Source organism: Pseudomonas sp. GD03944 (assembly GCF_029839275.1).
Lineage (GTDB): Bacteria > Pseudomonadota > Gammaproteobacteria > Pseudomonadales > Pseudomonadaceae > Aquipseudomonas.
In genome coordinates, this window is record NZ_JAOCAH010000002.1 from 352,380 (window position 1) to 376,324 (window position 23,945).

Consider the following 23,945-nt stretch of genomic DNA (forward strand, 5'->3'; position numbering starts at 1 on the left):
CTCAGGCTCTTAGGTCAGCGGTTGGCACTATGTTCACGCGCCCCAATGGGCACGGGCGGCGGCAATATCGGCAGCAATTGCCGTCTTCAGGGCCTCGAGCGAGGCGAAACGCTGCTCATCGCGCAGCTTGTGGTGGAAAGCCACCGTCAAACGCCGGCCATACAGGTCTCCGGCAAAATCCAGCAGGTGCACCTCGAGGTGGGCGCTGCCGTCGCCGGCCACGGTCGGGCGCACGCCAATATTGGCCACTCCCGGCCAGGGCTGGCCATCTACTTCGGTACTGACCAGGTACACCCCGGTCAATGGCACGCGCCGGCGCTTGAGCTGGACGTTGGCGGTCGGCGCATTCAATTGCCGTCCCAGCTTCTGCCCGTGCAGCACGCGGCCGGCAATGCGGAAAGGCCGACCGAGCAGCTTCTCGGCCAGAACGAAATCCCCCGCCGCCAGCGCTTCGCGTACCCGAGTGCTGCTGACCCGAATCCCGTCGAGCTCGACCGTGGTCGCTGCCTCGACGGTGAAACCTTCCTGCTCGCCGGCAGCGGCCAGGAAGGCGAAGTCGCCGGCACGGTCGCAGCCAAAACGAAAGTCGTCGCCGACCTCCAGGTGCGCGACGCCCAGCCCTTCGATCAGCACCCGCTGGACGAACGCCGCGGCACTCAGCTCCCGCAGACGCGGGTTGAAGCTCAGGCACAGCACCCGGTCGACACCCTCGGCGGCAAGCAGCGCCAGCTTGTCACGCAGGCGAGTCAGACGGGCCGGCGCAGTGTCCGGCGCAAAGAACTCTCGCGGCTGCGGCTCGAAAATCACCACGCAACTGGGCAGGTTCAACTCGACCGCGCGCTCACGCAAACGCGCCAAGATGGCCTGGTGGCCACGATGGACGCCGTCGAAATTGCCGATGGTGGCGACACAACCCCGATGCTGGGGCCGCAGGTTATGAAGGCCTCGAACCAGCTGCATAGCGCGCTTCTTGCTCATAAAGTGGTCGATTATACGCACACCCGCCGACAGACAACAGTTGGCGACTGCTCAAGAAATGGCCCGCCGGGTGAAGTCACGCAAGCGGAAGCCGAGCACCAGCAACATGCCGAAGTACGCCACTAGCCCGGCGACCACCAGCGCGCCCAGGCGCAGGAAACGCAGCAGCATGCCATCGGCGGACCAGGCCGGCATGAAGTGCATGCCCACCAACAGCACACCGGCCATCACGGCCACCGCCAGCGCCACCTTGAACAAGAAGGGCATCCAACCGGCCTGGGGCTGGAAAATATCGCCCTTGCGCAGCTGCCAGTAGAGCAGCCCGGCGTTCAGGCAGGCGCCCAAACCGATCGCCAGGGCCAGTCCCACGTGCCCCAACGGCCTCCAGAGCGCCAGGTTCATCAGTTGGGTGGCAATCAGCGTGACGATGGCTATTTTCACCGGCGTCTTGATGTTCTGCTGGGCATAGAAGCCCGGCGCAAGGATCTTCACCAGAATGATGCCCAGCAACCCGACGGAATAGGCCACCAACGCCTGCTGGGTCATCAGCGCATCGTGGCTGGTGAACTTGCCATACTGGAACAGGGAAACCGTCAACGGCTCGGCCAGCACCGCCAGGGCGACGGCACTCGGCAAGGCCAGGAGAATGCACAGCCGCAGCCCCCAGTCGAGCAGGCGCGAATACTCACTGCGGTCGGAGCCGGCGTAGGTCTTGGACAGCGCCGGCAGCAGGATCGTCCCCAGAGCGACACCGAGTACGCCGGAGGGCAGTTCCATGAGGCGGTCCGCGTAGTACATCCAGGACACCGAGCCGGCCGCCAGAAACGAGGCGAAGATGGTGTTGATGATCAACGAAATCTGGCTGACCGACACGCCAAAGATCGCCGGCCCCATCAACTTCATCACCCGCCATACGCCGGTGTCTTTCAGATTCAGCCGCGGCAGCACCAGCATGCCGATCTTTTTCAGGTGCGGCAGCTGGTAGAGCAATTGCAGCAAGCCGCCCACCAGCACGGCCCAGCCCAACGCCATAATCGGCGGATCGAAATACTGAGCAAAAAACACCATGAACACGATCATGCTGACGTTCAGCAGCGTCGGCACGAACGCCGGTACGGAAAAGCGGTTCCACGTGTTGAGCACGGCCCCGGCCAGCGACGACAGGGAAATCAGCAATATATAGGGGAAGGTCAGGCGCAGCAGGTCGGTGGTTAGCTCGAAACGGTCCGGCTCATCGGCAAAGCCTGGCGCAGAGGCCCAGACGATCCACGGCGCAGCCACGATCCCCAGCAGCGTGACCAGCGCCAGCACCAGGGTCAGCAAACCACTGACATAGGCCACGAAGGTACGGGTCGCCTCCTCGCCCTGCTGGGTCTTGTACTCGGCCAGGATCGGCACGAACGCCTGGGAGAACGCGCCCTCGGCGAAGATTCGGCGCAACAGATTCGGCAGCTTGAACGCCACGACGAAGGCGTCCGAAGCGACGCCGGCGCCGAACACCCGCGCGATCAGGGTGTCACGCACGAACCCCAGAACCCGGGACAGCATGGTCAGGGAGCTGACGGCGGCCAGCGACTTGAGCAGATTCATGTACTATTTCGACTTCTGTGGACGAGCACCTCAGCAGACGATCCACCGGCGCACGAAGGCGTCGAGTGTAGCGGTCTGCCACTGGTCAGGCCAGCACAGGTAAACGCCAACGGGCTTGACAGGCGCACTTCATCTCGGCATGATTCGCGGCCTTATTTGTTTGTATCCCCCCAGTTTTCGAGGAGCTTGACGGTGGCCAATACACCTTCTGCCAAAAAACGCGCAAAACAGGCTGAGAAGCGTCGTAGCCATAACGCCAGCCTGCGCTCCATGGTCCGTACCTACATCAAGAACGTGGTCAAGGCTATCGACGCCAAAGACCTCGATCTGGCCAAGAAGGCCTACACCCTGGCTGTTCCGGTCATCGACCGCATGGCTGACAAGGGCATCATCCACAAGAACAAAGCTGCTCGCCACAAGAGCCGCCTGAACGGCCACATCAAGGCCCTCGGCGAAGCTGCTGCAGCCTGATCGCAGCATGTTCTTGAAAAACCGGCCTGATGGCCGGTTTTTTATTGTTCGCGATTAATGCAAGGCCCTTTTATTTCTCAGGCCAGGGCAGGATCGGTATCGCAGTGACCGCATTCTGCGGACTGCCTTCGATGATTCGGTCGCTATAGACCAGGTACACCAGCGTATTGCGCTTCTCGTCGAAGAAACGCACCACCTGCATGGTCTTGAAGACCAGCGAAGTGCGCTCGCGGAATACTTCCTCACCCTCCTCCAGCTCAGCCTTGAAGCGGATCGGCCCGACCTGCCGACAGGCAATGGATGCCTCGGCACGGTCCTCGGCCAACCCCAAACCACCCTTGATCCCGCCGGTCTTGGCGCGCGACAGGTAGCAGGTCACCCCCGCCACCTTGGGATCATCGAAGGCCTCCACCACGATCTTGTCGTTCGGCCCCATCCACTTGAACACCGTGGAAACCTCGCCGATCTCCTCAGCCGACACGAACAGCGGCAGCGACAGGCATACCGCAAGCACACCCTTGAACAGGCGCATGGAGACGCTCCTTATCAGACCAGAATCAGGTTATCGCGGTGCACCAGCTCCGGCTCATCGACATAGCCGAGCAGCTTCTCGATGGCATCCGACGGCTTGCCGATGATCTTCTGCGCCTCAAGCGCGCTGTAGTTGGCCAACCCCCGGGCGATCTCGCGACCTTCCGGCGACACGCACACCACCATTTCACCGCGACGGAAACTGCCCTGCACGGTTTTGACCCCTACCGGCAACAGGCTCTTGTGATCGACCGTCAGCGCCTTGACCGCGCCCGCATCCAGCACCAGCGTGCCACGGGTCTGCAGGTGGCCCGCCAGCCATTGCTTGCGCGCCGCCAACAGGCTGCGCTCAGGCGCGAGCAACGTACCCAGGCGCTCACCAGTCTTGAGGCGCGCCAACACCTGTTCGATCGCACCGCCCACGATCACCGTGTGCGCACCGGATCGGGCCGCCAGACGCGCCGCGCGCAGCTTGGTCTGCATGCCGCCACGACCCAGCGCACCACCAACACCGCCCGCCACGGCATCCAGCGCCGGATCGTCGGCGCGCGCTTCGAAAATCAGCTCGGCATCGGGATTGTGCCGTGGGTCGGCGTTATACATGCCGTCGCGATCCGTCAAGATCACCAGCAGGTCCGCCTCGACCAGGTTGGCCACCAATGCCGCCAGGGTGTCGTTGTCGCCGAAACGGATTTCATCGGTGACCACGGTGTCGTTTTCGTTGATCACCGGAATCACGTCGAGATCGACCAGGGTCCGCAGCGTACTGCGGGCATTCAGGTAACGCTTGCGATCCGACAGGTCATCGTGGGTCAGGAGAATCTGCGCGGTGCGACGTCCGTGCTCGGCAAAGCTCGACTCCCAGGCCTGGATCAACACCATCTGACCAATTGCCGCCGCGGCCTGCAGCTCGTGCATGGCACTGGGGCGCGACGCCCAGCCCAGGCGGCTCATGCCCGCCGCCACGGCGCCGGACGACACCAGCACCAACTCGACGCCCGCTTCGCGCAACGCCACCATCTGCTTGACCCAGACAGCCATGGCAGCCCGATCGAGCCCCTTGCCGTCAGCCGTCAGCAGCGCACTGCCAATCTTCACCACCCAGCGCTGAGCACCGGTTACCTTGTCACGCATGATCATCCAACCCCAGCAGCGACCCGTGATTACAAAAACGCCGCAATTAAGCGGCGCTGGAAATGGCTCGACACTGCACAGAAGACAGAGCGAGCCCGTATCAAGTACGGCGAAATCAGTCACGAGTGCCTAGTGTACTGCTGTACACGGGCATTTCGAGCCCTATTTCACCGGTCCGTGACCGGGCACGATCGCCTCAGCAAGCATCAGTCCCGGACATAGATGATTTCCGGACCGTCGTCCCCGTCTTCCTCATCCCAGAAGCTGTCGTCATCATCCTCGTCGCCAACCGCACGGACACCCGCACGACGCAGCGCACGCTTGTCATCCAGGGCCTGCAACTGAGCGCGCGCTTCGTCCTCGATACGCTGATCGAGCGCCGCAACCTCGGCCGCGAACTCCGGATTCTCCTGGATACGCTCCGAGCGCGCCTCGAGGTATTCCATGATGTCGTAGCACAGCTTCTCGGTACCCTCGCGGGCCAGCGCCGAGATCACATAGACCGGACCTTCCCAGTTCAAGCGCGCAACCACCTCGGCAACCCGGGCGTCACGCTCTTCATCCAGCATCTGGTCAGCCTTGTTGAGCACCAGCCAGCGGTCACGATCAGCCAGCGCCGGGCTGAACTTGGTCAGCTCCTCTACGATCGTTACCGCAGCCTCGCCCGGATCGGACAGGTCCAACGGCGCCATGTCCACGAGATGCAGCAACAGACGAGTACGCGCCAGGTGCTTGAGGAAGCGAATCCCCAGACCCGCACCTTCGGAAGCACCTTCGATCAACCCCGGAATATCGGCGACCACGAAGCTTTTGTAGCGCTCCACGCTGACCACACCCAGATTCGGTATCAGGGTGGTGAACGGATAATCCGCCACCTTCGGCTTGGCGGCCGACACGGCACGAATGAAGGTGCTCTTGCCGGCGTTCGGCAAGCCGAGCAGGCCCACGTCAGCCAGCACTTTCAGCTCCAGCTTCAGATCACGGGCATCGCCGGGCTTGCCCGGCGTCGTCTGACGCGGCGCACGGTTGGTACTGGACTTGAAGCGGGTGTTGCCCAGACCGTGCCAGCCACCTTGAGCCACCAGCAAGCGCTGCCCCGGCTTGACCAGGTCGCCAATCACTTCCTGGGTGGACGCATCGATCACCGTCGTCCCCACCGGAACCGGCAGGATCAGATCCTCGCCCTTGGCACCCGTGCAGTCGGTACTACCGCCCTTCTCACCGTTCTGCGCCTGGAATTTGCGCGTATAGCGGTAGTCCACGAGCGTGTTGAAGTTCTCAACGGCCTCGATGAACACCGAGCCGCCATCACCACCATCACCGCCGTTAGGGCCGCCTTTCTCGATGAACTTCTCACGACGGAAGCTCATCATCCCGTTACCGCCGTCACCGGCCTTTACATAAATCGATACTTCATCGACGAATTTCATGGGTACGCCTCCCGCCGTAAACGCGGGTCAACTGAAACATAAACACCAGGCTCTTGCCGGATGACCCCGCGCATGTCGCGCGGCAGCCCGGGTAATCGGGCAAGAACCCCTAGGATACAGAAACAAAAAAGCCCCGTCGCAAGGACAGGGCTTTTCCAGCAGCCTCGCGATTAAGCCGCGACGACGCTCACGTAACGACGACCGAAGGCGCCTTTTACTTCAAACTTGATCACGCCTTCGATTTTCGCGAAGAGGGTGTGATCCTTACCCATGCCAACGCCGTAACCAGCGTGGAATTGGGTGCCGCGCTGACGCACGATGATGTTGCCTGCCTTGATAGCCTGGCCACCGTACATCTTCACGCCAAGTCGTTTGGCTTCTGAGTCGCGACCATTGCGGGTACTACCGCCAGCTTTTTTGTGTGCCATGAGTTCAATACTCCTGTTAAGGGATCAGACCGAAATGAATCAGGCCTGGATACCGGTGATTTTGATCTCAGTGAACCACTGACGGTGGCCCTGACGCTTCATGTGGTGCTTGCGGCGACGGAACTTGATGATGCGCACTTTATCGTGACGACCTTGCGAAACGACTTCAGCCACAACCTTGGCACCGTCAACAACCGGAGCGCCGATTTGCACGTCGTCGCCGTTGCCGATCAACAACACGCGATCGAAAGTCACGGCTTCGCCAGTGGCGATTTCGAGCTTTTCGATCTTGAGGAATTCGCCTTCGGTGACTTTGTATTGCTTGCCACCAGTAACAATTACTGCGTACATGGTAAATCTCCGTTGATCCTGCTCACCCAGCGCTTTATAGGAATAATGTCGGCTGGCATGGCTGCTCGGGGCCGGAAAGCACCCTTGCAATTGCGTAAGGCAGGGAAATACCCAGGGGGAAGTTCAGGGTGCGCGATTGTACGCAAGCCGCCACGCCAGTGCAAGGCCTGCCTGGGCTTGCCTTGACAGCCCCCACCCTGCCCCCTAGCATGCCGCGCATCCGAGGCGGGCCACGGCTACGCCAATCGCTGCAAACACGCCTTACGGAGCACCTGTCGCTGATGCAACAACCCCAGGCTTTCTACCGCGTAGTTGCGGACGACTTCACCGCCGTCGACGGCATCATCCGTCAGCAGCTCGTCTCGCGCGTACCGCTGGTGGAAAAGATCGGCGACTATATCATCTCAGCCGGCGGCAAACGCCTGCGCCCGCTGCTCGTCCTGCTCAGCGGCAAGGCCCTGGGCCTTGAAGGCGACAGGCTGCGCCTGCTGGCGGCCACCATCGAATTCCTGCACACCGCCACCCTGCTGCATGACGATGTCGTCGACATGTCCGACATGCGCCGCGGCCGCAGCACTGCCAACGCCCAGTGGGGCAACGCCCCCAGCGTACTGGTCGGCGACTTCCTTTATTCCCGCTCCTTCGAAATGATGGTCGAACTCGGCTCGATGCCGGTGATGAAGATCCTGTCCAAGGCCACCCGCGTGATCGCCGAAGGCGAAGTGCTGCAGCTGTCGAAGGTTCGCGACGCCAGCACCACCGAAGAAACCTACATGGAAGTCATCCGCGGCAAGACCGCGATGCTCTTCGAGGCCTCGACCCACAGCGCGGCTGCCCTGGCAGACGCGTCGAGCGAGCAGACCGAAGCGCTGCGCACCTTCGGCGATCACCTGGGTGTCGCCTTCCAGCTGGTGGACGACCTGCTCGACTACCGCGGCGACGCCGCCACCCTGGGCAAGAACGTCGGCGACGACCTGGCCGAAGGCAAACCCACCCTCCCCCTGATCTACACCATGCGTGAAGGCACCGCCAACCAGGCGGCCCTGGTACGCCAGGCCATCCAGAAAGGCGGCATCGAGAACCTCGAAAGCATCCGCGAAGCCGTAGAAGCGTCTGGCTCCCTCGATTACACCGCCCAGCTGGCACGGGACTACGTCGAACGCGCCATCGCCTGCCTGGATGCGCTGCCGGACAACGAATACCGCGATGCCCTGATCGAGCTGAGCCGCTTCGCCGTCGCCCGCACCCACTGAGTCGACGCCGCATGAAAAAAGCCCGTCCCCGTGACGGGCTTTTTTATGTCACGACGAAAGGCAGCGATTAAAGCTTGCTATAAATATAATAAGAATTATTCTCATCTAACCACTTGAAAGGGAGATGAGTCATGACCTACTTGATCGATGCCTGGCTGGACCGCCCGCACCCCTACCTGCGCATATTGCATCGTGAAACTGGCGAAGTCTGCGCGGTGCTGGAAGAGGAGGCACTGGACGAATTGCGCGACCAAGGTGACCTGGATATCCATGAACTGAATTCCAGCGAGCCACTGGTGCTGAAGGAGCTGGTCCGCAGCCTGTTTCTCTACTGCTACGCACGGGCGCTGCGCTGATCGGAGCGCCCCTTCAGCAGCCCACCACAACGTTGCGGGGGCTACCGAAAGGCGGTGGAAGGGGCGAAACACCCTCCACCGGAACGGGGTTACAGGACGTCCAGCAACTCGACGTCGAACACCAGCACGCTGTGCGGCGGGATGCTGCCAACACCCTGGGCACCGTAGGCCAGCTCGCTCGGTACGTACAGGCGCCACTTGCTGCCGGCGTTCATCAGTTGCAGGGCTTCGGTCCAGCCGGCGATCACGCCGCCCACCGGAAACTCGGCCGGCTCGCCACGCTCGTAGGAGCTGTCGAACACGCTGCCGTCGATCAGGGTGCCGTGGTAGTGAGTACGCACGGTATCTTCCCGGGACGGCTTGGCACCCTCACCGGCGGTCAGCACTTCATACTGCAGACCGGAAGCCAGCACGGTGATGCCATCACGCTTGGCGTTTTCGGCGAGGAACTCACGGCCGGCGCCGGCTGCCGCTTCGGCCTTGGCCTGAGCTTCTGCCTGCATGATGTCGCGGATGACCTTGAAGCTGGCCGACAGCTCGGCCTCGCTGACGCGGCTGGCCTGACCGTGGAACGCATCGTTCAGGCCGGCCAGGATCGCTTCCAGGCTGACGCCCGGCGGTGGGTTGTCGCGCAGTTGCCCGCCAAGCTGACGGCCGATGCCGTAACTGACACGGCCTTCGTCGGAAGACAGGTCGGGGCTGAAGGTGAATTCGGACATGAAAGGCTCCGCTTGGGGCTACGAAAAGGCCGGCCAGACTAGCACACAAGTGGCCTTCTGCCGCGCAAGGCGAGCGTGTCAGCCCCGGGCACGGGGCAGCATGCCCGCCATCACCTCGTCCTTGTCGACGAAGTGGTGCTTCAACGCCACCAGCACATGGCCACCGACCAGCGCCCCGCAGGCCCAGGCGGTCCAGGTGTGCATCAGCTTGGCCAGGTCGTACAGGTCGGGATTGGGCGAGACCAGCGCCGGCACCTGGAGCAGCCCCAGCATCATGATCGGCTTGTCCGCCACCGAGCTCCAGAACCAACCGGACACCGGCAGAGCAACCAGGGCCACCACATAAAGCAGCACATGTCCCACCAGCGCCCCGCGCTGCATCAACGGGCTCATGCTGCCCGGCAACGGCGGCGCCGGATGGGTCAGGCGCCAGGCGATGCGCGCGACCACCAGGATCAGCAGGGTGCTGGCCAGCGCCTTGCGCAGGATGGTCAGGCCATGATCGGGGTTCAGCTCATCACGCCAGTGCACAGCGACGATGCCGATCAGCCAACTCCCGATCCAGATAGCCGCGACGACCCAGTGCAGACATTTGGCGGTACCGGTGTAGGTGGTGGAGTGTGCCGTGCTCATGCTGCCTCGCGTGTCCGGGTAAGAAAGGCCGGCATTATTGCCAAGGCATTTCGATCGATAAAATCGTAATTTCGGCCATATCAATCGAATAACCTGACAAATAGCCAAGCCGGTGTCGAAACAAAAACGCCCGACCTCAACGAGGCCGGGCGCTTGTTCAGCGAGACGGGTATCAGTCGTGCTTGGTCAGCTTGTCCAGGTAGCCCATGGCGAAGGCCGAAACCACGAATGTCATGTGGATGATCACGTACCACATCAAGTAATCGGTCTCGTAGTTCTTGGCATCCATGAACACCCGCAGCAGGTGGATCGAGGAAATCGCCACGATGGAGGCCGCTACCTTCATTTTCAGCGAGCTGGAGTCCATCTTACCCAGCCAACTGAGCTTTTCCTTGCCTTCATCGATGTCCAGCTGGGACACGAAGTTCTCATAGCCGGAAATCATCACCATCACCAGCAGACCACCCACCAGCGCCATGTCGATCAGCGACAGCAGCACCAGGATCAGCTGGGCCTCGGCCATGGAGAACACCGCCGGCAGGATGTGGAACACTTCCTGAAAGAACTTCAGCGCCAGGGCCAGCAACCCGAGCGACAGGCCGAAATAGATCGGCGCCAGCAGCCAGCGCGACGCATACATCGCATTTTCGAGAAAGCGTTCCATGGGGCCTCGTAAGGGGTGTGATCAGAACAGGCGGCGAGTATACCCAGCCCCGCATGACGGACAAGAGGCACCCTGCCGCAGGCGCCCAGCGCTTATCCCCAGGAGCTGTGGATAACCTTGTGGAGAGATGCAGGATGAGTGGCGCAAACGCACGCACGTCCAGCGTTGCCGCCAGCCGTACAAAAGCTGATCAACCCGCGCGTCAGGTTTCCGGACGGAACTGGTAATGGCCCGGGTGGCTGCATCGCTCGCCGTTCAGGCGTCGCAGTTCGGCCTGCATGTGCAGGCGCCAGATGGGCAGCTCGTGGCATTCGCTGTAACCCTGCACGCAGAGGCTCTCGGCAATGCCAGCCAGCACTCCTTCAGCGACGAAAGGCCCGCAGAACGGGCCCTGGGCTTTGATGGCGGAGGGTTGCGCGCCCGACATACCAGCGACGCAGATGAGTGTCCAGAGTCCCTTCTCACCAGCCAGAGGCAGCACCACGCATTCGATACGCGTCACCAGGCCCAGGCACCGACGGATGAGGCAGAGGTTGCGCGGCATCGCGGCGGCCCTCATGAGATCCAGACTCCAGCCTACACCCGCCGATGCGGATCAGGAAGCCAGGAGTTATCCCCGGTTACTGTGGATAAGTGTGTGGATGACAGGTGGGCAAGCAACGCGGGACCGCGTCATGTGGCGCCCACCGGCAACCGCTCAATGACTGATCAATCATCGAGCGGAGGCTGGCATCTGCACTCACGCCTCGGGCTTTTTCGCCCGGGGCTTCTTCTCCTTGACCGGCGCCTCGGCCTTGAGTTCCTCCTTCCGGGGTTCCTCCTTCTCCTCTTCGCCCATGCCGATTTCGGCGATCTCCCGCAGGCGCTCGAGCACCCGCGCATTGACGCTGCCTTTGGGAAACTGCCCTTTCTCGTTCGGGCTGCCCGCGTCTTCGCCCACCAGCAGGCTCAGGGCCTCGTCGACATGACGCACCGCATAGACGTGGAACTGCCCGGCACGTACGGCCTGCAGCACCCGCTCATCGAGCATCAGGGTCGCCACGTTGGAATGCGGAATGATCGCGCCCTGCTCGCCCGTCAGCCCCCGCGCCTCGCACAGGCGGAAGAAGCCTTCGATCTTCTCGTTGACCCCACCCACCGCCTGCACTTCGCCGAACTGGTTGATCGAACCGGTGATGGCGAAGCACTGCTTGAGCGGCGTGCGCGACAAGGCGGAAATCAGGGTGCAGACCTCGCCAAGGGAGGCGCTGTCACCGTCCACGTACCCGTAGGATTGCTCCAGGGCAATGCTGGCGGAGATTTCCAGGGGGAATTCCTGGGCATAACGGCTGCCGAGGAAGCCGGTGAGGATCATCACCCCCTTGGAGTGGATCGGCTGGCCGAGGTTGACCTCGCGCTCGATGTCGACGATGCCGCTGCCGCCCGGGTAGACCGTGGCGGAAATTCGCGCCGGCACACCGAACGCCGAATCGCCCACCTCCAGCACGGTGAGGCCGTTGCACTTGCCCACCGCGGCACCCACGGTGTCGATGAGGATGATCCCGGCGAGCATGTCGTCGATGATTCGCGCCGACACCCGCCCGGTGCGCGTGGCCTTGGCCTTCAGCGCCCGCTCGATATGGCCGACGTCCGTCACAGTCTCGCTGGCCAGTTGGCGAATGAAATCGGCCTCGCTGACCAACTGGAACAGGTCACCGATACGCGCCGACAGCCGCCCCTGGTGCTCGGCCAGCCGTGCACTGTAGGTCGCGAGGCGTGCCACCGCGGCCGCAGTGAGCGGCGCCATGCCTTCCTCGGTGGTGCGGGTTTTCATCAGTTGGGCAAACTGCTCCAGGCTTTCATCGCCCAGCGGAATGTCCTCGTCGAAATCGACCAGCACCCGGAACATCTCCTGGAAGTCCGGATCATGGTCCTGCAGGGCGTAATAGAGTTGCCGGGCGCCGATGATGATCACCTTCACCTGCAGCGGAATCACCTGCGGGTTGAGAGTCACGGTGGCGATACGCCCCAAATCGCCCAGCGGGGATTCCATCTTCAGCTTGCGCGAGTGCAAGGCGCGCTTGAGCGCATCCCAGACGAAGGGTTCGCCGAGCATCTTCTCCGCTTCGAGGATCAGGAACCCGCCGTTGGCGCGGTGCAGCGCGCCCGGACGCAGCTGGCGATAGCTGGTGTAGAGCGCGCCCTGGTCGGTGTTGTATTCGATGCGACCGAACAGGTTGTCGTAGGTCGGGTGCGACTCGAAGACCACCGGCGCACCGCCATGGGCATGGTGCCCCACCACGAGGCTCGGGCAATACTGCTCCTCGAGCATCTTGCGGGTCTGGGCATCGGCCTTCTCTACCTCGACCAACTGATCGACCACGGTCTTCAGCAGGTTGACCTGCACGGCCTGCAGGTAACCGCAGACCCCGGCGTTCTCGGCGTACTTCTCCGACAACGGCGCCAGCAGCGGCTGCAGCGCCACGGTGATGGTCTCTTCGTTCAACTGGCGCAGCTGATTGCTCGACTCACGCTTCCACTGCGGCAGGCTCGCCAGCTCTTCGTTCAGGCGCTCCTCGAGGGCCGCGATGTCGGCATGGAAGCGCTCGCGCTCGGCTTCCGGCAACTGAGCGAACTCGGCTTCGTCCAGCGCCTTGCCATCGAGCATCGGGGTGAAAGCGATGTTGCTGCTGTCGCGGTACAGGGCCACGCCCTTCTCCAGCGACAGGCGCTCGATCACGTCCAGGGCCAGGTCGTAGCGCTTGTTGAACGCGCGGTCGATGGCGCTTTTCTTCTGCTGGAACGACGGATGCTCGAAGACCGCCGGGAAGGTCGCCAGCAGGTTGTCGATCAGGCTATTGATGTCCGCCAGGAACTCGCCGGCGGTACCGGCTGGCAGTTCCAGCGCACGCGGCTCGCGGGGCTCGTCGAAATGGTTGACGTAGACGCGGTCGGCCGGCGTCTCCATGCGCTTGGCTTCGGCCTTGAGGTAGCGCTTGACGAAGGAAAACCGGCCGGTCCCCGGCTCGCCCATGACAAAGACGTTGTAACCGGGGCGCGGCATCGCCACGCCGAACTGCAGGGCTTCCACCGCCCGCTCCTGTCCCAGGACGCCGCGGAAGGGCTCCAGATCATCGGTGCTGGTGAAGTTGAACTGCTCGGGGGCGAAGGGGCGGGTTAGCGCATCGGGTGCCAGCCGCAAACGGGCTGCAACGGAATCGGACATCGGTAATCCTTAACGAAAGGCACAGGCCAGGGAAATCATGGGCGCTTCACACGGCGCCGACAAGCCATAAGAACGGCAACCGCGGGCAAAATCCCCTCGCCCGCCCGTCGCGGGCCTGCACCGTCAGGCACCGGGGTAGCTCAGGTCGTCGAGCGGCGGTGCCCAGGGTGCGCGCCCATCCTGTGCAGGCGGTCACAGTGCCCATACGGCCCCCTGTAAAAACTTGCGCAAATGAGCGGCCTGAACATGCTTGACAGGCTTCCATCGCTTCGCCAAAGCTCCAGCGTCGCCATACCGAGAAGAACAACGCCCTTGAAACGGATTTTGGCTTTTCTTGCCCTGTGCAGCAGTGTCCACGCCCTGGCCTCGCCTTCCGCCTCCGATGAGCGCCTGAACGCCCTGAGCAACGATCCGTACTGGATCGCACTCGGCCACTACGAGACCGGCAAGTTCGGTGGGTGGCGCAGCTACGTGGACGACGATGAATTCTTCCTCGCCGAGAACGGCGACAGCGACCCCGCCGCCGAACTGCGGGCCACCCTGGCCGCCATTCAGCAGCCGCTCGGTGCCGATGACGACAAACACCCCCAGTGCGTGTACCCAGCCCGCACCCGCTGGTTGCGCCAGCAGCTCAACCTGCAGGACCTGCCGCAGCCGACCTGCAACGAGTACCGCACCTGGTACCGCGATGTCGCCCCGCACAGCACCGTGCTGGTGTTTCCCGCGGCCTACCTGAACAGCCCGTCCTCGATGTTCGGCCACACCCTGCTGCGCATCGACCAGGCCGACGTGGACAGCAACAACACCGCCCTGCTCAGCTACGCGCTGAACTTCGGTGCCTTCATCGAAGGGGCGGACAACAGCATCCTCTATGCCTGGAAAGGCCTGATGGGCGGCTACCCCGGCCTGTTCGCCCTGGTGCCCTACCGGGAGAAGCTGGCCGAATACCGCAGCCTGGAAAACCGCGACCTCTGGGAGTACCGCCTCAACCTCACCCCGGAAGAAACCGGGCGCATGGTCGAGCACGTCTGGGAACTCAAGCAGATCCGCTTCGACTACTTCTTCTTCGACGAAAACTGCTCCTATCGCCTGCTCGAATTGCTGGAAATCGCTCGTCCGGGCATCGAGCTGACCGAGCACTTCCCGCTCACCGCCATCCCCACCGACACGGTGCGTGCGATCAAGGACGCTGGCCTGGTCGACCGGATCGACTACCGCCCCTCCCGCGAGCGTGAACTCCTGGCTCGGGCAGAACCGCTCAGCGCCGACGAACAGGACTGGGTGCTGAGCCTGGCCGATGATCCACAGGCCTTGGAAGACAGCGCGTTCAAAGCATTGCCCACCGACCGCCAGTCGCTGATCCAGGACGCCGCCTTCCGCCTGCTGCGCTACCGCAACACCGGCGAAGCCCGTGATCCGGAAACCGCCCGGCACAGCTTCACCCTGCTCAAAGCCATCAACCAGAACCCGCCGCCGCCCTTCGAGATCGAACGCCCCGGCCTGCCGGAGCAGGGCCATGAATCGCGCACCTGGCAGCTGGGCGCCGGCAGTCGCGACGACCGCGCCTTCGCCGAATATGGCCTGCGCATGGCCTACCACGACCTGAACGACAACCTGTACGGCTTCCCCCTCGGTGCGCAGATCGAAATCCTCCAGCTCAAACTGCGCCAGTACGAAAACAACCATTGGCAGTTGCAGCGCCTCGACCTGGCCAGCATTCGCTCCTTCACCCCACGCAACCAGCTGCTCAAGCCTTGGTCATGGCAAGTGGCGGGCGGCCTGGAGCGTGTACTGGGCAAGGATGGCGACGAAACCCTGGTCAGCCATATCAATGGCGGTGCCGGCATCACCTGGGAATTGAGCGACGAACTGCTGGGCTTTGCCCTGGGCACCGTACGCGTCGAACACAACGAAGACTTCGCCGCCTTCGTCTCCCCCGCTGCCGGCTTCAACAGCGGCATCCTGTGGCGCAACGACATGGGCAACCTGCTGCTGGAAGCCAAGGGCGACTACTTCCACAACGGCGAAGTACGCCGCAGTCTGAGCCTGGCCCAGCAATGGGAAATCAGCCGTAACCTCGGCCTGCGCCTCAGCGCCAAACGCGACTTCAGCCACCTGGCCAGCCCGGAAAGCGAAGTGATGCTGGAACTGAAGTGGTACCACTACTGATCCAGCCGTCAACAGGCTTCGCACGGCTACAGGGGGACAGCTCCCTGTAGGCACGGGCTTGCCCGCGAGCGCCATCGACCAGCACCCACCCATGCACTCAGCCCCACCAAAACACGACCACCCAGACCGTGCCTGTTTTCACCCCTAAAAGGACCCGCCATGCGCACACCGCTACGCTTGCTCTCCAACGGAATGATCCTGTTCGCCACGCTCGGTCTCACCGGTATGGCTCATGCCGAGATCAGCTTCGGCTCGTTCGGTAGCAGCAGCTCAGAACACAGTCTGGTAACGAGTTCCGGACATCCCGAAAGCACAAAAATCAGTCGATCGAGCATCAAGGTGATGGGACCTGGAAGACTCGTTCAGGCAGCAGAAAGAAGACCAGAGAAAGCTTGCGGAGATGCAAAGTAAGCTCGACGCACAGGAGCGCACCCTCAAGGACCTGCGCGGAAGCTCCAGCAGCCGCAGCCTCGAAGAACTGGAAAGAAAAGTGGACAAACTGGCCCAGCTCGAACGAAAACTGGATGAGCAGGCGCGCACGATCGACTCGCTGAGACGGGAGCTGGAACAGCTCAGCCGAAAGGTCAATTGATCGCCAGATAATAAAAAACGGGGCCGATGGCCCCGTTTTCATAGTTGGCAAAGCCGAGGTCGGCAGCCAACCGGATACACCGGCTCTCGCCGGACGCCTGCCGACTTGGGCACGCAGGGTACGGTGGGAAGGTGAATCAGACACCCAGCTCGATAAGCACCGCACCGCGACGAGGCTCGCTGCAGCGAACCTCGACAGACAGAAAACGCTGCAACACCTGCAGGTTGCTAGTCATGTGCTCCGTCATCCTGGGAGTGGTGAAACTCCCGCCGCCCGCCAGCGCCATGGGCAGCAACAACTGATCGGCTAGGTGTTCCGCCACTGCCGTTCCACTCTGCAGCCATTCACGCGCCTGCTCGATGGCGAGATCAGCCACCCGCTCGGCCCGCACGCCATTCTGACCGAAGGCACTGAACAGCTCCGTGACCTGCTCGCAGGCAACTTCCAGCAACAGGGCATTGCCCGGTCCTTCGTCCTGGTCCAGCCAGACGAATCGCAGGTCCTCCTGCGGCCACTTCATCCGGCTGCCAACCCGGGCCAGCTCGCGCTCCGCGACATGCCCCGGAACACCGGCGAGCAGCGCCCTGGCGTGCTGCTGCACCACCGACCCAGGCTCCAGCAGATGCAGCGGCTGCAAGGTGGACGGCTCGACACTCGTCACCACGGCGCCGCCGCCCGCCGGCGCAAAGCCGTGACGCAGCAGACTCATATCGGCCTGGGCGCCCATGCGCCGCAACAGCGGCAGCCAGGCATGCAGCAGGAAATCCGCCGGGGGTGCCAGGGGATTGTGGGTGCCTCCACTGATATGCAGCGTGCTCGGTGCGTCCGCCTGCAGCAATGCCGGAAGTAACGTCTGCAGCACCAGGGTGCAACTGCCGGCGGAACCGATCGCCACGTTGTACTCGCCGCCACGAATACCCGACGGCGCAAAGAGTAGCGTCTGCGAGCCCAGCTCCGCCCCCTCGACCTGGGCCGAGCTGATCTGCGCCGCTGCCAGCACGGCGCTCAGGTGCTGGCGCTGCAGGCCGGGACGGCTGCGCTTGGCGCGGATATTGCGCATGTGAAACGGCCGTCCGGTGATCATCGACAGGCTCAGCGCACTGCGCAGCACTTGGCCTCCGCCGATGGCGCCGTCCAGTTCGAGAATGTCCTTGTTCATCTGTATAAATCCTTGTTGTTCGATCATTGCCGCGCTACGTGGCAGCGCCTCTCTGGACGCTATGGGGCCCAGGTAGCAAGCGGTAGCCCGGGTTGAGCCTGCGAAACCCGGGACTGCCACCCTCGTATCGCTGCGCTCGACCCAGGCCACGAAACATCGCCCGCTCAGGCGTAGCGCTTCACCATCTCACGCAGGTAGGCATCGAGCCGGCTGCTGTCCGCGTGAGTACGCGGCAGGCTCGGCACCGGCCGCTCCAGTTGCGCCTCGATGAAGGCGTGCAAGACCGGACGACGCGGGCCATAGGCCGACTCGTCGGCACTGCGTTTGAGCGCCAACAGTTCGTCGACTTCCTCCAGCAGCGCAGGATCATCCACGGTCTGCAGCAATTCGGCGAAGGTCATCGGCGGTCGGCCGCGGCCCTGGTCAATCCAGCGCACGGCCAGCAGCGGCCGCAGTACATAGAAGTACTTCTTGAAACGCACGGACTCGCCTTGCAAGTAACCGCGGAAGTTCTTCCGAGCCATCGACAGGTAGTGGTTGCGCGCCGCCGGTGGGCTGTAGAACTGCTCGGCCAGCTCTCGCAGGCGCGCCGTCGCATTGTCTTCCTGGCAGTACACCAGGGGCGAGTCGAGCCACTCCAGCAGCGTCGGGTTGGACTTGCGCAGCAAACCGAGGGTCTTGCGCAGCTCCCAACCGCTGACATCCAGCTCATCGTCCAGCGGACGCTCGATCACGTCGCGTGGTTCGTCGACCTGGACGAACCAGTCCGGCTTCTCCACATAGACGAAACGTACGTCGTAGTCGCTGTTGGTCGAGGCGAAACCCCAGGCGCGGCTGCCCGACTCGCAGGCGTACAGCACCTTGACGTTGCGCTCGCGCTCGACCCGTTCGAGCTCTTCCAGCACCCGCTCGCGCATGGCGGCGCTGAGCGGGTGGCGTTGTTGCATGTCCATGTCTTTCCATCCTTGTTCAGTCTGTCGCGCTGGCGGCCAGCGCGGACAATGTCCGACGTCGCGGGTTGTATAACGTGAGGCACCAGATGCCCCACCATTCCTTGCCGTCGTCGAAATAGTCGCTCCAGGCGCTGCGCTGTGGCTCTTCATATGCGTCCCCGACCCAGTCGAGCACCTGCAGCTCTTCATCGGGATACAGCCGCAGCATTTGTAGCCACTCGCGAAAGTCCGCCACTTGCAACTGCGTGCCGTACGGCGGGTTGCGGAAGTTGCGGCACAACAGGCCATCCTCGCTGACCAGCTCATGTAGCTCTATATGGTTGAGAGTCGTCGGGCGTGCTTGTGCAAAATCGGGTGTCAAATCGGGCCAGCGCTGTTTAGCAAAGCGGGAGTCCTGGGCAATCAGCTCCAGTCGGCCAAGACGAGCGCGCTCCTCGATAATCTCGAACAGTATTTGCAGTGCCCGTCTATGTTCCTCCTCGCCAGGCGTGGCGGTCGGGTCGAGCGTGGTCACCACGAAGTCGAACACGCAGCCCGCCTCTTCCAGGCGGGTGCGCAGTTCATCGAGCCGCTGGCTTTGCATCGGTTGCAGCATGGCCTCACCTCATCCTTTCACGCACACCACCTGACGCAGGGTGTGCACCACTTCCACCAGCTCGCGCTGGGCGTCCATGACCTGGTCGATGTCCTTGTAGGCCATCGGAATTTCGTCGATCACGTCGGCGTCCTTTCGGCACTCGACGTGGGCCGTGGCCTTGATCTGGTCGTCCACGGTGAACAACTTCTTGGCCTTGGTTCGGCTCATCGTTCGTCCGGCACCATGGCTGCAGGAGCAGAACGCCTCCTCGTTACCCAGGCCGCGAACGATGAAGCTCTTGGCCCCCATCGACCCCGGGATGATCCCCAGTTCGCCTTTTTTCGCCGATACCGCGCCTTTGCGGGTCACCAGCACCTCTTCACCGAAGTGGCGCTCCTTCTGCACGTAGTTGTGGTGGCAGTTCACCGCCTCCAGTGCCACGTCGAACGGCTTGGTGATCACCCCACGGGCCGCCCCGATCACCGCGTGCATCATCAGCGCGCGGTTCTGCTTGGCGAAGTCCTGGGCCCAGCCCACCGCTTCCACGTAGTCGGCGAAGTGCTGGCTGCCTTCCTCGAAGTAGGCCAGGTCGCGGTCCGGCAGGTTGGCGATGTGCTGACGCATATCGGCCTGGGCCAGTTCGATGAACAGGTTGCCGATGGCGTTACCGACGCCACGCGATCCACTGTGCAACATGAACCAGACGCGGCCTGCCTCATCCAGGCAGACCTCGATGAAGTGGTTACCGGTTCCCAGGGTTCCCAGGTGCTTTCGGTTGTTGGTCTTCTCCAGCTTCGGGTATTTGTCGGTGATCACCTTGAAACGGTCGCTGAGGGCCGACCAGGCGTGGTCGGTCATCTCCGGCACGTTTTCCCAGGCGCCCTTGTCTCGGCCACCGCGGCCGGAGGTACGCCCGTGTGGTACGGCCTTCTCGATGGCGGCGCGCAGACCGGCCAGGTTGTCCGGCAGGTCGTGTGCCATCAGCGAGGTGCGCGCGGCGATCATTCCGCAACCGATATCCACCCCGACTGCCGCCGGGATGATCGCGCCAACCGTGGGAATCACGCTGCCGATGGTCGACCCCTTACCCAGGTGCACGTCCGGCATCACAGCCAGGTGCTTGAAGATGAAGGGCATCTTCGCGGTGTTCATCAACTGCTGCTTGGCGTCCTCCTCGACCGGAACGCCTTGCGTCCACAGCTTGATCGGTTTGCCGTTGGCGACTTCCAGCAGATTGTAGGTGTTCTCTTTCATGTCCATTTCCTTCGTTGCCAAGCAGGTCCGTGTCAGGCCTGCTTCAGCGTTACCAGTCCATTCAATACCTGATCCAACCCGCCAAATACCGAGATGCGGTCGATCCGTTCGGCGACTCGTTCCAGGGTTTCCAGCTCCTTCAGGCGCAGGGCGGTAGGGTTGTCTTCCATCACCTTGGCCGTGTTGAGCAGCGAGCGGGTCGCCGATGTTTCCTCGCGGCGGCGGATCACATTGGCCTGCGCCGCTTTTTCCGCCTCTACCACCTGAGCCAGCAGGGCCTTCATTTCACCCGGCAGGATGATGTCGCGCAGCCCGAGGCCGCTGACTTCGATGCCGGTGCCCGCCATCCGCTCCTTCAGGTAGGCGCCGACCGATTCGTCGATCACCTGCTTGTTCTCCAGCAGCTCATCCAGCGAGCGTGTGCCCACCGCCGCCCGCAGGCCGAATTGCAGTTCACGGTAGAGGTGTTCCTGCGGCTTGGACAGGCGCGAGAACGCCGTCAGCACGTCGCTATAACGCCAGTTGGCAGCCAGGTTCAGGCGCAGGCTCACCTTGTCGCGGGTGAGGATTTCCTGACCGCTGACTTCCAGGGCCTGGATGCGCGTATCGATCAACTCCACGCTCACCTGGCGGTTGTAGCGCCAGAAACCGTACTGGCCTGCCGGCAGCAATTCGATGACTGCGCCATCGACCTTCAGCACGCCAACCTGATAGGCCGGTACCTGAGCCATCAGCATCGCCTCTACACCGATCACGCTGCGGCCACGCAGGTTGCCCTGTAGCTGTTGCAGCAGGGCTTGTTGCACACGGTAATCCTGGCTCAGGTCGATGCGTTGCAGGCGCTGCTCTGTCTGACCTTTCCAGTACAGCCGGCGGCTGCCCGGCGCCAGGATTTCCACCAGTACGCCGTCCTCGTAACGCAGGCCCGCTTCGTTCTCGAGCAGATCCATGCGGGTGAAGTAACGTTCGACCAGCGCGGGTTCCGACTGGCGTAGATAGCCACTCAGGCGGTGCTCGAACAGCGGGGTATTCAGGCTGAAGGTTTCCACGCTCAGGCGGTTGTACAGATCCAGATGGCGATAGGTGCCCGGCTCGAGGATGGCCAGGAAGTCGCCTTCGGAGTACAGCAGGCCACGTTCGTTCTTTTTCACGGTAAAGCGCTTCAGCATTTTCATTATCTCTTCCTTCTTCTCTATATCCTGGGTTGCCGGTGTTTGCCGTCCCGTCGAGTGGCGAAGAGGGAGTTTGCGAGAGGCTGACGCTGTGGGCTTCCTGCCCGCTTGGCCTAGTCCTTCGGCCAACGTCTGCCTTGTCACAAACCCGATCCTCGTACCGGGCGGGTCGGCGCTGGCTTCGAGTCCCTGGCGTTTCCGGCCATTCTGGCCGCTCTGCGCCTGTCCCGTTGCCACACCGGCGGGGTGTTGCATTCATGAGTAGCTGCCTTAACAGGGCAGTGTTCGAGCGGGAGTCGAACCCGCGACAGGCCATCTTCTGGATGGCTGCTCTACCCGACTGAGCTATCGAACGGCGCGGGCAGGATTCGAACCTGCGACGGCTCCAGCTAAGTGGAGTGCTCTACCGGACTGAGCTACCGCGCCATTGACCTTCACTGCTGCAGCGGCATGCACGAAGCCGACACCTGGGGGTGGGCTCGGGCACCGGCGGGAGTTGAAGTCCCTGCCCGTGGGCTACATCAGTGATGCGGTCGAGAGGTATATAGCGAGAGGCGTGCCAGTTCTTTCCGGTCTTGCCGGACTCCTTTTAACCCATTGATAAATAATGATTTTATATTTACATCGTGATCGCCTTGTATTTTTCCGGCGATTGATTTTCGGATTTACTGATACTGTTATATCGTTGATTATCTTTTTGGATAGAAAATGAAGACAAGGAAAACGGTCGCCATTGGCTTCATCGGCACCACCCTCGACCGGGTGGGCAAGGGCGCCAATCGCTGGAACAAATGGCGGCCCAGTATCGGCCTGTGTCAGCAGCCGGACCTGCTGATCGACCGCCTGGAGCTGATCCACGGCACCGACGCGCGCGACATCAGCCTGGCCGAGCGGATTCGCGCCGATATTCAGCAGATATCCCCCGAGACCGAGGTGCGCCTGCACATGATGTGCCTGCATAACCCCTGGGACTTCGAGGAGGTCTATGGCGCGCTGCACGACTTCACCAGCAACTATGCCTTCGATACCGAGCACGAGGACTACCTGGTGCACATCACCACCGGTACCCACGTCGCGCAGATCTGCTGGTTCCTGCTGACCGAAGCGCGCTACCTGCCGGCACGACTGGTACAGACGTCCCCCACACGCAGGCGTGCCGAGGTCGATCCGGTCACGGGCACCCATGCACTGATCGACCTCGACCTGTCGCGCTACGACCGCATCGCCACACGCTTCCAGCATGAACGGCTGGAGGGGCTGGCGTTTCTCAAGTCCGGTATCGCCACGCGCAACGCGGCCTTCAACCGTTCCATCGAGCAGATCGAGCGGGTTGCCGTGCGTTCTTCGGCACCCATGCTGCTGATCGGGCCAACCGGTGCGGGCAAGTCGTTTCTTGCCCGCCGCGTGTACGAGCTCAAACGCAGCCGACACCTGGTGGATGGCCGTTTCGTCGAGGTCAACTGCGCCACCTTGCGCGGCGACGGCGCCATGTCCGCCCTGTTCGGGCACATCAAAGGTGCATTCACCGGGGCCCAGAACGCTCGTGACGGTCTGTTGCGGGCTGCTGACGGCGGCATGCTGTTCCTCGACGAGATCGGCGAGCTGGGCCTGGACGAACAGGCCATGCTGCTCAAGGCGGTCGAGGAAAAACGGTTCTTTCCCATGGGCTCGGACAAGGAAGTGAGCAGCGACTTCCTGCTGATCGCCGGCACCCATCGCGACCTGCGTACGCGGGTGGCCGAAGGGCTGTTTCGCGAAGACCTCTATGCACGAATCAACCTGTGGACCTTCGACCTGCCAGGCCTTGCCGGGCGACGCGAGGACATCGAGCCGAACATCGATTTCGAGCTGGAGCGCCACGCCCGCGAACAAGGGCGGATGGTGCGCTTCAACCTGGAGGCGCGCCGCCGCTACCTGGCCTTCGCCAGCTCCAGCGAGGCAGCCTGGCAAGGCAACTTTCGTGAGTTGTCGGCCTCGATCACGCGCATGGCGACTCTGGCCGACAGCGGGCGGATCGATGAAGCCCAGGCGCAAGAGGAAATCGAACGTTTGCGTCGGGCCTGGGGCCTTGCCGCAGAGGATGACGGACTATCGAGCCTGCTGGGCGCCGAGGCGGCCAATCTCGACCTGTTCGACCGCTTGCAGCTCAAGGCGGTGATCGACGTGTGCCGTCAGTCCGACAGTTTGTCCGATGCCGGGCGGCGCCTGTATGACGTGTCGCGCCAGGCCAAGGCACAACCCAACGATGCCGACCGGCTGCGCAAGTACCTGGCGCGGTTCGGACTGGAATGGCAAGCCATTCGACACCGCACCTGAGGCACCGCGT

General features: G+C 62.7%; 24 protein-coding genes and 1 tRNA gene. 7 read left to right on the forward strand and 18 right to left on the reverse strand.

Going from position 1 to position 23,945, the window contains the following annotated elements; translation table 11 throughout:
* Positions 1-33: 33 nt before the first annotated feature.
* Together ribF and murJ are read right to left on the reverse strand one after the other, a co-directional pair.
* Positions 34-960 (reverse strand): bifunctional riboflavin kinase/FAD synthetase, encoded by a 927-nt coding sequence (gene ribF, locus N5C28_RS05340; protein WP_279820854.1) that lies wholly within the window; start codon positions 958-960, stop codon positions 34-36.
* 69 nt (positions 961-1,029) lie between these two features.
* Positions 1,030-2,568, reverse strand: a complete 1,539-nt coding sequence (murJ, locus tag N5C28_RS05345) for a murein biosynthesis integral membrane protein MurJ (RefSeq protein WP_279820856.1) — start codon at positions 2,566-2,568, stop codon at positions 1,030-1,032.
* Between the two features lie 192 nt (positions 2,569-2,760).
* Here murJ and rpsT point away from each other — a divergent pair, with 192 nt between their 5' ends.
* Entirely contained in the window at positions 2,761-3,039 is a 279-nt protein-coding gene (rpsT, locus tag N5C28_RS05350) for a 30S ribosomal protein S20 (RefSeq protein WP_279820858.1), read from the forward strand.
* A 70-nt stretch (positions 3,040-3,109) separates the two neighbouring features.
* On the opposite strand, the gene N5C28_RS05355 is transcribed toward rpsT, so the two are convergent.
* The 5 genes from N5C28_RS05355 to rplU all read right to left on the reverse strand — a co-directional run bounded on the left by N5C28_RS05355 (position 3,110) and on the right by rplU (position 6,913).
* Positions 3,110-3,571, reverse strand: a complete 462-nt coding sequence (locus N5C28_RS05355; protein WP_279820860.1) for a CreA family protein — start codon at positions 3,569-3,571, stop codon at positions 3,110-3,112.
* Between the two features lie 14 nt (positions 3,572-3,585).
* Positions 3,586-4,704 carry a glutamate 5-kinase gene (proB, locus tag N5C28_RS05360; RefSeq protein WP_279820862.1) on the reverse strand — a complete coding sequence of 373 codons (1,119 nt, stop codon included), beginning with the start codon at positions 4,702-4,704 and terminating at the stop codon, positions 3,586-3,588.
* 206 nt (positions 4,705-4,910) lie between these two features.
* Positions 4,911-6,134 carry an Obg family GTPase CgtA gene (gene cgtA / locus N5C28_RS05365; protein WP_279820863.1) on the reverse strand — a complete coding sequence of 408 codons (1,224 nt, stop codon included), beginning with the start codon at positions 6,132-6,134 and terminating at the stop codon, positions 4,911-4,913.
* A 170-nt stretch (positions 6,135-6,304) separates the two neighbouring features.
* Complete coding sequence (rpmA, locus tag N5C28_RS05370) at positions 6,305-6,562, reverse strand: 50S ribosomal protein L27 (protein WP_053134655.1); 258 nt, start codon at positions 6,560-6,562, stop codon at positions 6,305-6,307.
* 39 nt (positions 6,563-6,601) lie between these two features.
* Positions 6,602-6,913 (reverse strand): 50S ribosomal protein L21, encoded by a 312-nt coding sequence (rplU, locus tag N5C28_RS05375; protein WP_279820864.1) that lies wholly within the window; start codon positions 6,911-6,913, stop codon positions 6,602-6,604.
* A 281-nt stretch (positions 6,914-7,194) separates the two neighbouring features.
* Between rplU and N5C28_RS05380 the strand changes: the two genes are divergently transcribed.
* Together N5C28_RS05380 and N5C28_RS05385 are read left to right on the forward strand one after the other, a co-directional pair.
* A complete protein-coding gene (locus N5C28_RS05380) occupies positions 7,195-8,166 on the forward strand; it encodes a polyprenyl synthetase family protein (protein WP_279820865.1) in 972 nt (323 codons plus the stop codon).
* A gap of 131 nt (positions 8,167-8,297) precedes the next feature.
* Positions 8,298-8,522, forward strand: coding sequence for a hypothetical protein (locus N5C28_RS05385; protein WP_279820867.1), 225 nt, complete (start codon positions 8,298-8,300; stop codon positions 8,520-8,522).
* Between the two features lie 89 nt (positions 8,523-8,611).
* On the opposite strand, the gene N5C28_RS05390 is transcribed toward N5C28_RS05385, so the two are convergent.
* From N5C28_RS05390 to N5C28_RS05410, 5 genes are all read right to left on the reverse strand, one after another.
* Positions 8,612-9,241 carry an FKBP-type peptidyl-prolyl cis-trans isomerase gene (locus N5C28_RS05390; protein WP_279820868.1) on the reverse strand — a complete coding sequence of 210 codons (630 nt, stop codon included), beginning with the start codon at positions 9,239-9,241 and terminating at the stop codon, positions 8,612-8,614.
* A gap of 78 nt (positions 9,242-9,319) precedes the next feature.
* Positions 9,320-9,874: a cytochrome b gene (locus N5C28_RS05395; RefSeq protein WP_279820870.1), complete on the reverse strand. Its 555-nt coding sequence runs from the start codon at positions 9,872-9,874 to the stop codon at positions 9,320-9,322.
* Between the two features lie 172 nt (positions 9,875-10,046).
* A complete protein-coding gene (locus N5C28_RS05400; RefSeq protein ID WP_279820872.1) occupies positions 10,047-10,538 on the reverse strand; it encodes a TIGR00645 family protein in 492 nt (163 codons plus the stop codon).
* A gap of 202 nt (positions 10,539-10,740) precedes the next feature.
* On the reverse strand, positions 10,741-11,082 hold the full coding sequence (locus tag N5C28_RS05405) for a hypothetical protein (RefSeq protein ID WP_279821075.1): 342 nt from the start codon (positions 11,080-11,082) through the stop codon (positions 10,741-10,743).
* 195 nt (positions 11,083-11,277) lie between these two features.
* The gene (locus N5C28_RS05410; RefSeq protein ID WP_279820874.1) at positions 11,278-13,743 is read right to left on the reverse strand and encodes an AAA family ATPase; all 2,466 of its coding nucleotides are present in this window, start codon (positions 13,741-13,743) and stop codon (positions 11,278-11,280) included.
* 312 nt (positions 13,744-14,055) lie between these two features.
* On the opposite strand from N5C28_RS05410, the gene N5C28_RS05415 reads away from it, so the two are divergent.
* From N5C28_RS05415 to N5C28_RS05425, 3 genes are all read left to right on the forward strand, one after another.
* Complete coding sequence (locus N5C28_RS05415) at positions 14,056-15,912, forward strand: DUF4105 domain-containing protein (protein WP_279820876.1); 1,857 nt, start codon at positions 14,056-14,058, stop codon at positions 15,910-15,912.
* A gap of 159 nt (positions 15,913-16,071) precedes the next feature.
* A complete protein-coding gene (locus N5C28_RS05420; protein WP_279820878.1) occupies positions 16,072-16,323 on the forward strand; it encodes a hypothetical protein in 252 nt (83 codons plus the stop codon).
* On the forward strand, positions 16,313-16,504 hold the full coding sequence (locus N5C28_RS05425; protein ID WP_279820880.1) for a hypothetical protein: 192 nt from the start codon (positions 16,313-16,315) through the stop codon (positions 16,502-16,504). Before N5C28_RS05420 ends, N5C28_RS05425 begins: the two co-directional genes overlap by 11 nt.
* A 136-nt stretch (positions 16,505-16,640) precedes the next feature.
* Here the strand turns inward: N5C28_RS05425 and rtcA are convergent, their stop codons facing one another.
* The 6 genes from rtcA to N5C28_RS05455 form a co-directional block, all read right to left on the reverse strand.
* On the reverse strand, positions 16,641-17,663 hold the full coding sequence (gene rtcA, locus N5C28_RS05430; RefSeq protein ID WP_279820882.1) for an RNA 3'-terminal phosphate cyclase: 1,023 nt from the start codon (positions 17,661-17,663) through the stop codon (positions 16,641-16,643).
* A 164-nt stretch (positions 17,664-17,827) separates the two neighbouring features.
* Entirely contained in the window at positions 17,828-18,616 is a 789-nt protein-coding gene (locus tag N5C28_RS05435; RefSeq protein ID WP_279820884.1) for a nucleotidyltransferase domain-containing protein, read from the reverse strand.
* A gap of 16 nt (positions 18,617-18,632) precedes the next feature.
* A complete protein-coding gene (locus N5C28_RS05440; RefSeq protein WP_279820886.1) occupies positions 18,633-19,211 on the reverse strand; it encodes a hypothetical protein in 579 nt (192 codons plus the stop codon).
* Positions 19,212-19,220: 9 nt separating this feature from the next.
* A complete protein-coding gene (locus N5C28_RS05445) occupies positions 19,221-20,447 on the reverse strand; it encodes an RtcB family protein (protein WP_279820888.1) in 1,227 nt (408 codons plus the stop codon).
* A 32-nt stretch (positions 20,448-20,479) separates the two neighbouring features.
* Positions 20,480-21,622, reverse strand: a complete 1,143-nt coding sequence (locus tag N5C28_RS05450) for a slipin family protein (RefSeq protein WP_279820890.1) — start codon at positions 21,620-21,622, stop codon at positions 20,480-20,482.
* 350 nt (positions 21,623-21,972) lie between these two features.
* A tRNA-OTHER gene (locus N5C28_RS05455) sits at positions 21,973-22,045 on the reverse strand.
* Positions 22,046-22,327: 282 nt separating this feature from the next.
* On the opposite strand from N5C28_RS05455, the gene rtcR reads away from it, so the two are divergent.
* Entirely contained in the window at positions 22,328-23,935 is a 1,608-nt protein-coding gene (gene rtcR / locus N5C28_RS05460; protein ID WP_279820892.1) for an RNA repair transcriptional activator RtcR, read from the forward strand.
* Positions 23,936-23,945 lie beyond the last annotated feature (10 nt).

Excerpts from the sequence above, each read along its gene's own strand:
- N5C28_RS05445 (WP_279820888.1), bottom strand. The coding sequence starts at position 20,447 with ATGAAAGAGAACACCTACAATCTGCTGGAAGTCGCCAACGGCAAACCG.
- murJ (WP_279820856.1), bottom strand. The coding sequence starts at position 2,568 with ATGAATCTGCTCAAGTCGCTGGCCGCCGTCAGCTCCCTGACCATGCTG.
- N5C28_RS05380 (WP_279820865.1), top strand. The coding sequence starts at position 7,195 with ATGCAACAACCCCAGGCTTTCTACCGCGTAGTTGCGGACGACTTCACC.
- N5C28_RS05435 (WP_279820884.1), bottom strand. The coding sequence starts at position 18,616 with ATGGACATGCAACAACGCCACCCGCTCAGCGCCGCCATGCGCGAGCGG.
- N5C28_RS05450 (WP_279820890.1), bottom strand. The coding sequence starts at position 21,622 with ATGAAAATGCTGAAGCGCTTTACCGTGAAAAAGAACGAACGTGGCCTG.
- N5C28_RS05425 (WP_279820880.1), top strand. The coding sequence starts at position 16,313 with ATGCAAAGTAAGCTCGACGCACAGGAGCGCACCCTCAAGGACCTGCGC.
- rpmA (WP_053134655.1), bottom strand. The coding sequence starts at position 6,562 with ATGGCACACAAAAAAGCTGGCGGTAGTACCCGCAATGGTCGCGACTCA.
- N5C28_RS05410 (WP_279820874.1), bottom strand. The coding sequence starts at position 13,743 with ATGTCCGATTCCGTTGCAGCCCGTTTGCGGCTGGCACCCGATGCGCTA.
- N5C28_RS05355 (WP_279820860.1), bottom strand. The coding sequence starts at position 3,571 with ATGCGCCTGTTCAAGGGTGTGCTTGCGGTATGCCTGTCGCTGCCGCTG.
- N5C28_RS05390 (WP_279820868.1), bottom strand. The coding sequence starts at position 9,241 with ATGTCCGAATTCACCTTCAGCCCCGACCTGTCTTCCGACGAAGGCCGT.
- N5C28_RS05400 (WP_279820872.1), bottom strand. The coding sequence starts at position 10,538 with ATGGAACGCTTTCTCGAAAATGCGATGTATGCGTCGCGCTGGCTGCTG.
- N5C28_RS05405 (WP_279821075.1), bottom strand. The coding sequence starts at position 11,082 with ATGCCGCGCAACCTCTGCCTCATCCGTCGGTGCCTGGGCCTGGTGACG.
- proB (WP_279820862.1), bottom strand. The coding sequence starts at position 4,704 with ATGCGTGACAAGGTAACCGGTGCTCAGCGCTGGGTGGTGAAGATTGGC.
- N5C28_RS05395 (WP_279820870.1), bottom strand. The coding sequence starts at position 9,874 with ATGAGCACGGCACACTCCACCACCTACACCGGTACCGCCAAATGTCTG.
- rplU (WP_279820864.1), bottom strand. The coding sequence starts at position 6,913 with ATGTACGCAGTAATTGTTACTGGTGGCAAGCAATACAAAGTCACCGAA.
- rtcA (WP_279820882.1), bottom strand. The coding sequence starts at position 17,663 with ATGAACAAGGACATTCTCGAACTGGACGGCGCCATCGGCGGAGGCCAA.
- N5C28_RS05420 (WP_279820878.1), top strand. The coding sequence starts at position 16,072 with ATGCGCACACCGCTACGCTTGCTCTCCAACGGAATGATCCTGTTCGCC.
- ribF (WP_279820854.1), bottom strand. The coding sequence starts at position 960 with ATGCAGCTGGTTCGAGGCCTTCATAACCTGCGGCCCCAGCATCGGGGT.
- N5C28_RS05440 (WP_279820886.1), bottom strand. The coding sequence starts at position 19,211 with ATGCTGCAACCGATGCAAAGCCAGCGGCTCGATGAACTGCGCACCCGC.
- rtcR (WP_279820892.1), top strand. The coding sequence starts at position 22,328 with ATGAAGACAAGGAAAACGGTCGCCATTGGCTTCATCGGCACCACCCTC.
- cgtA (WP_279820863.1), bottom strand. The coding sequence starts at position 6,134 with ATGAAATTCGTCGATGAAGTATCGATTTATGTAAAGGCCGGTGACGGC.
- N5C28_RS05385 (WP_279820867.1), top strand. The coding sequence starts at position 8,298 with ATGACCTACTTGATCGATGCCTGGCTGGACCGCCCGCACCCCTACCTG.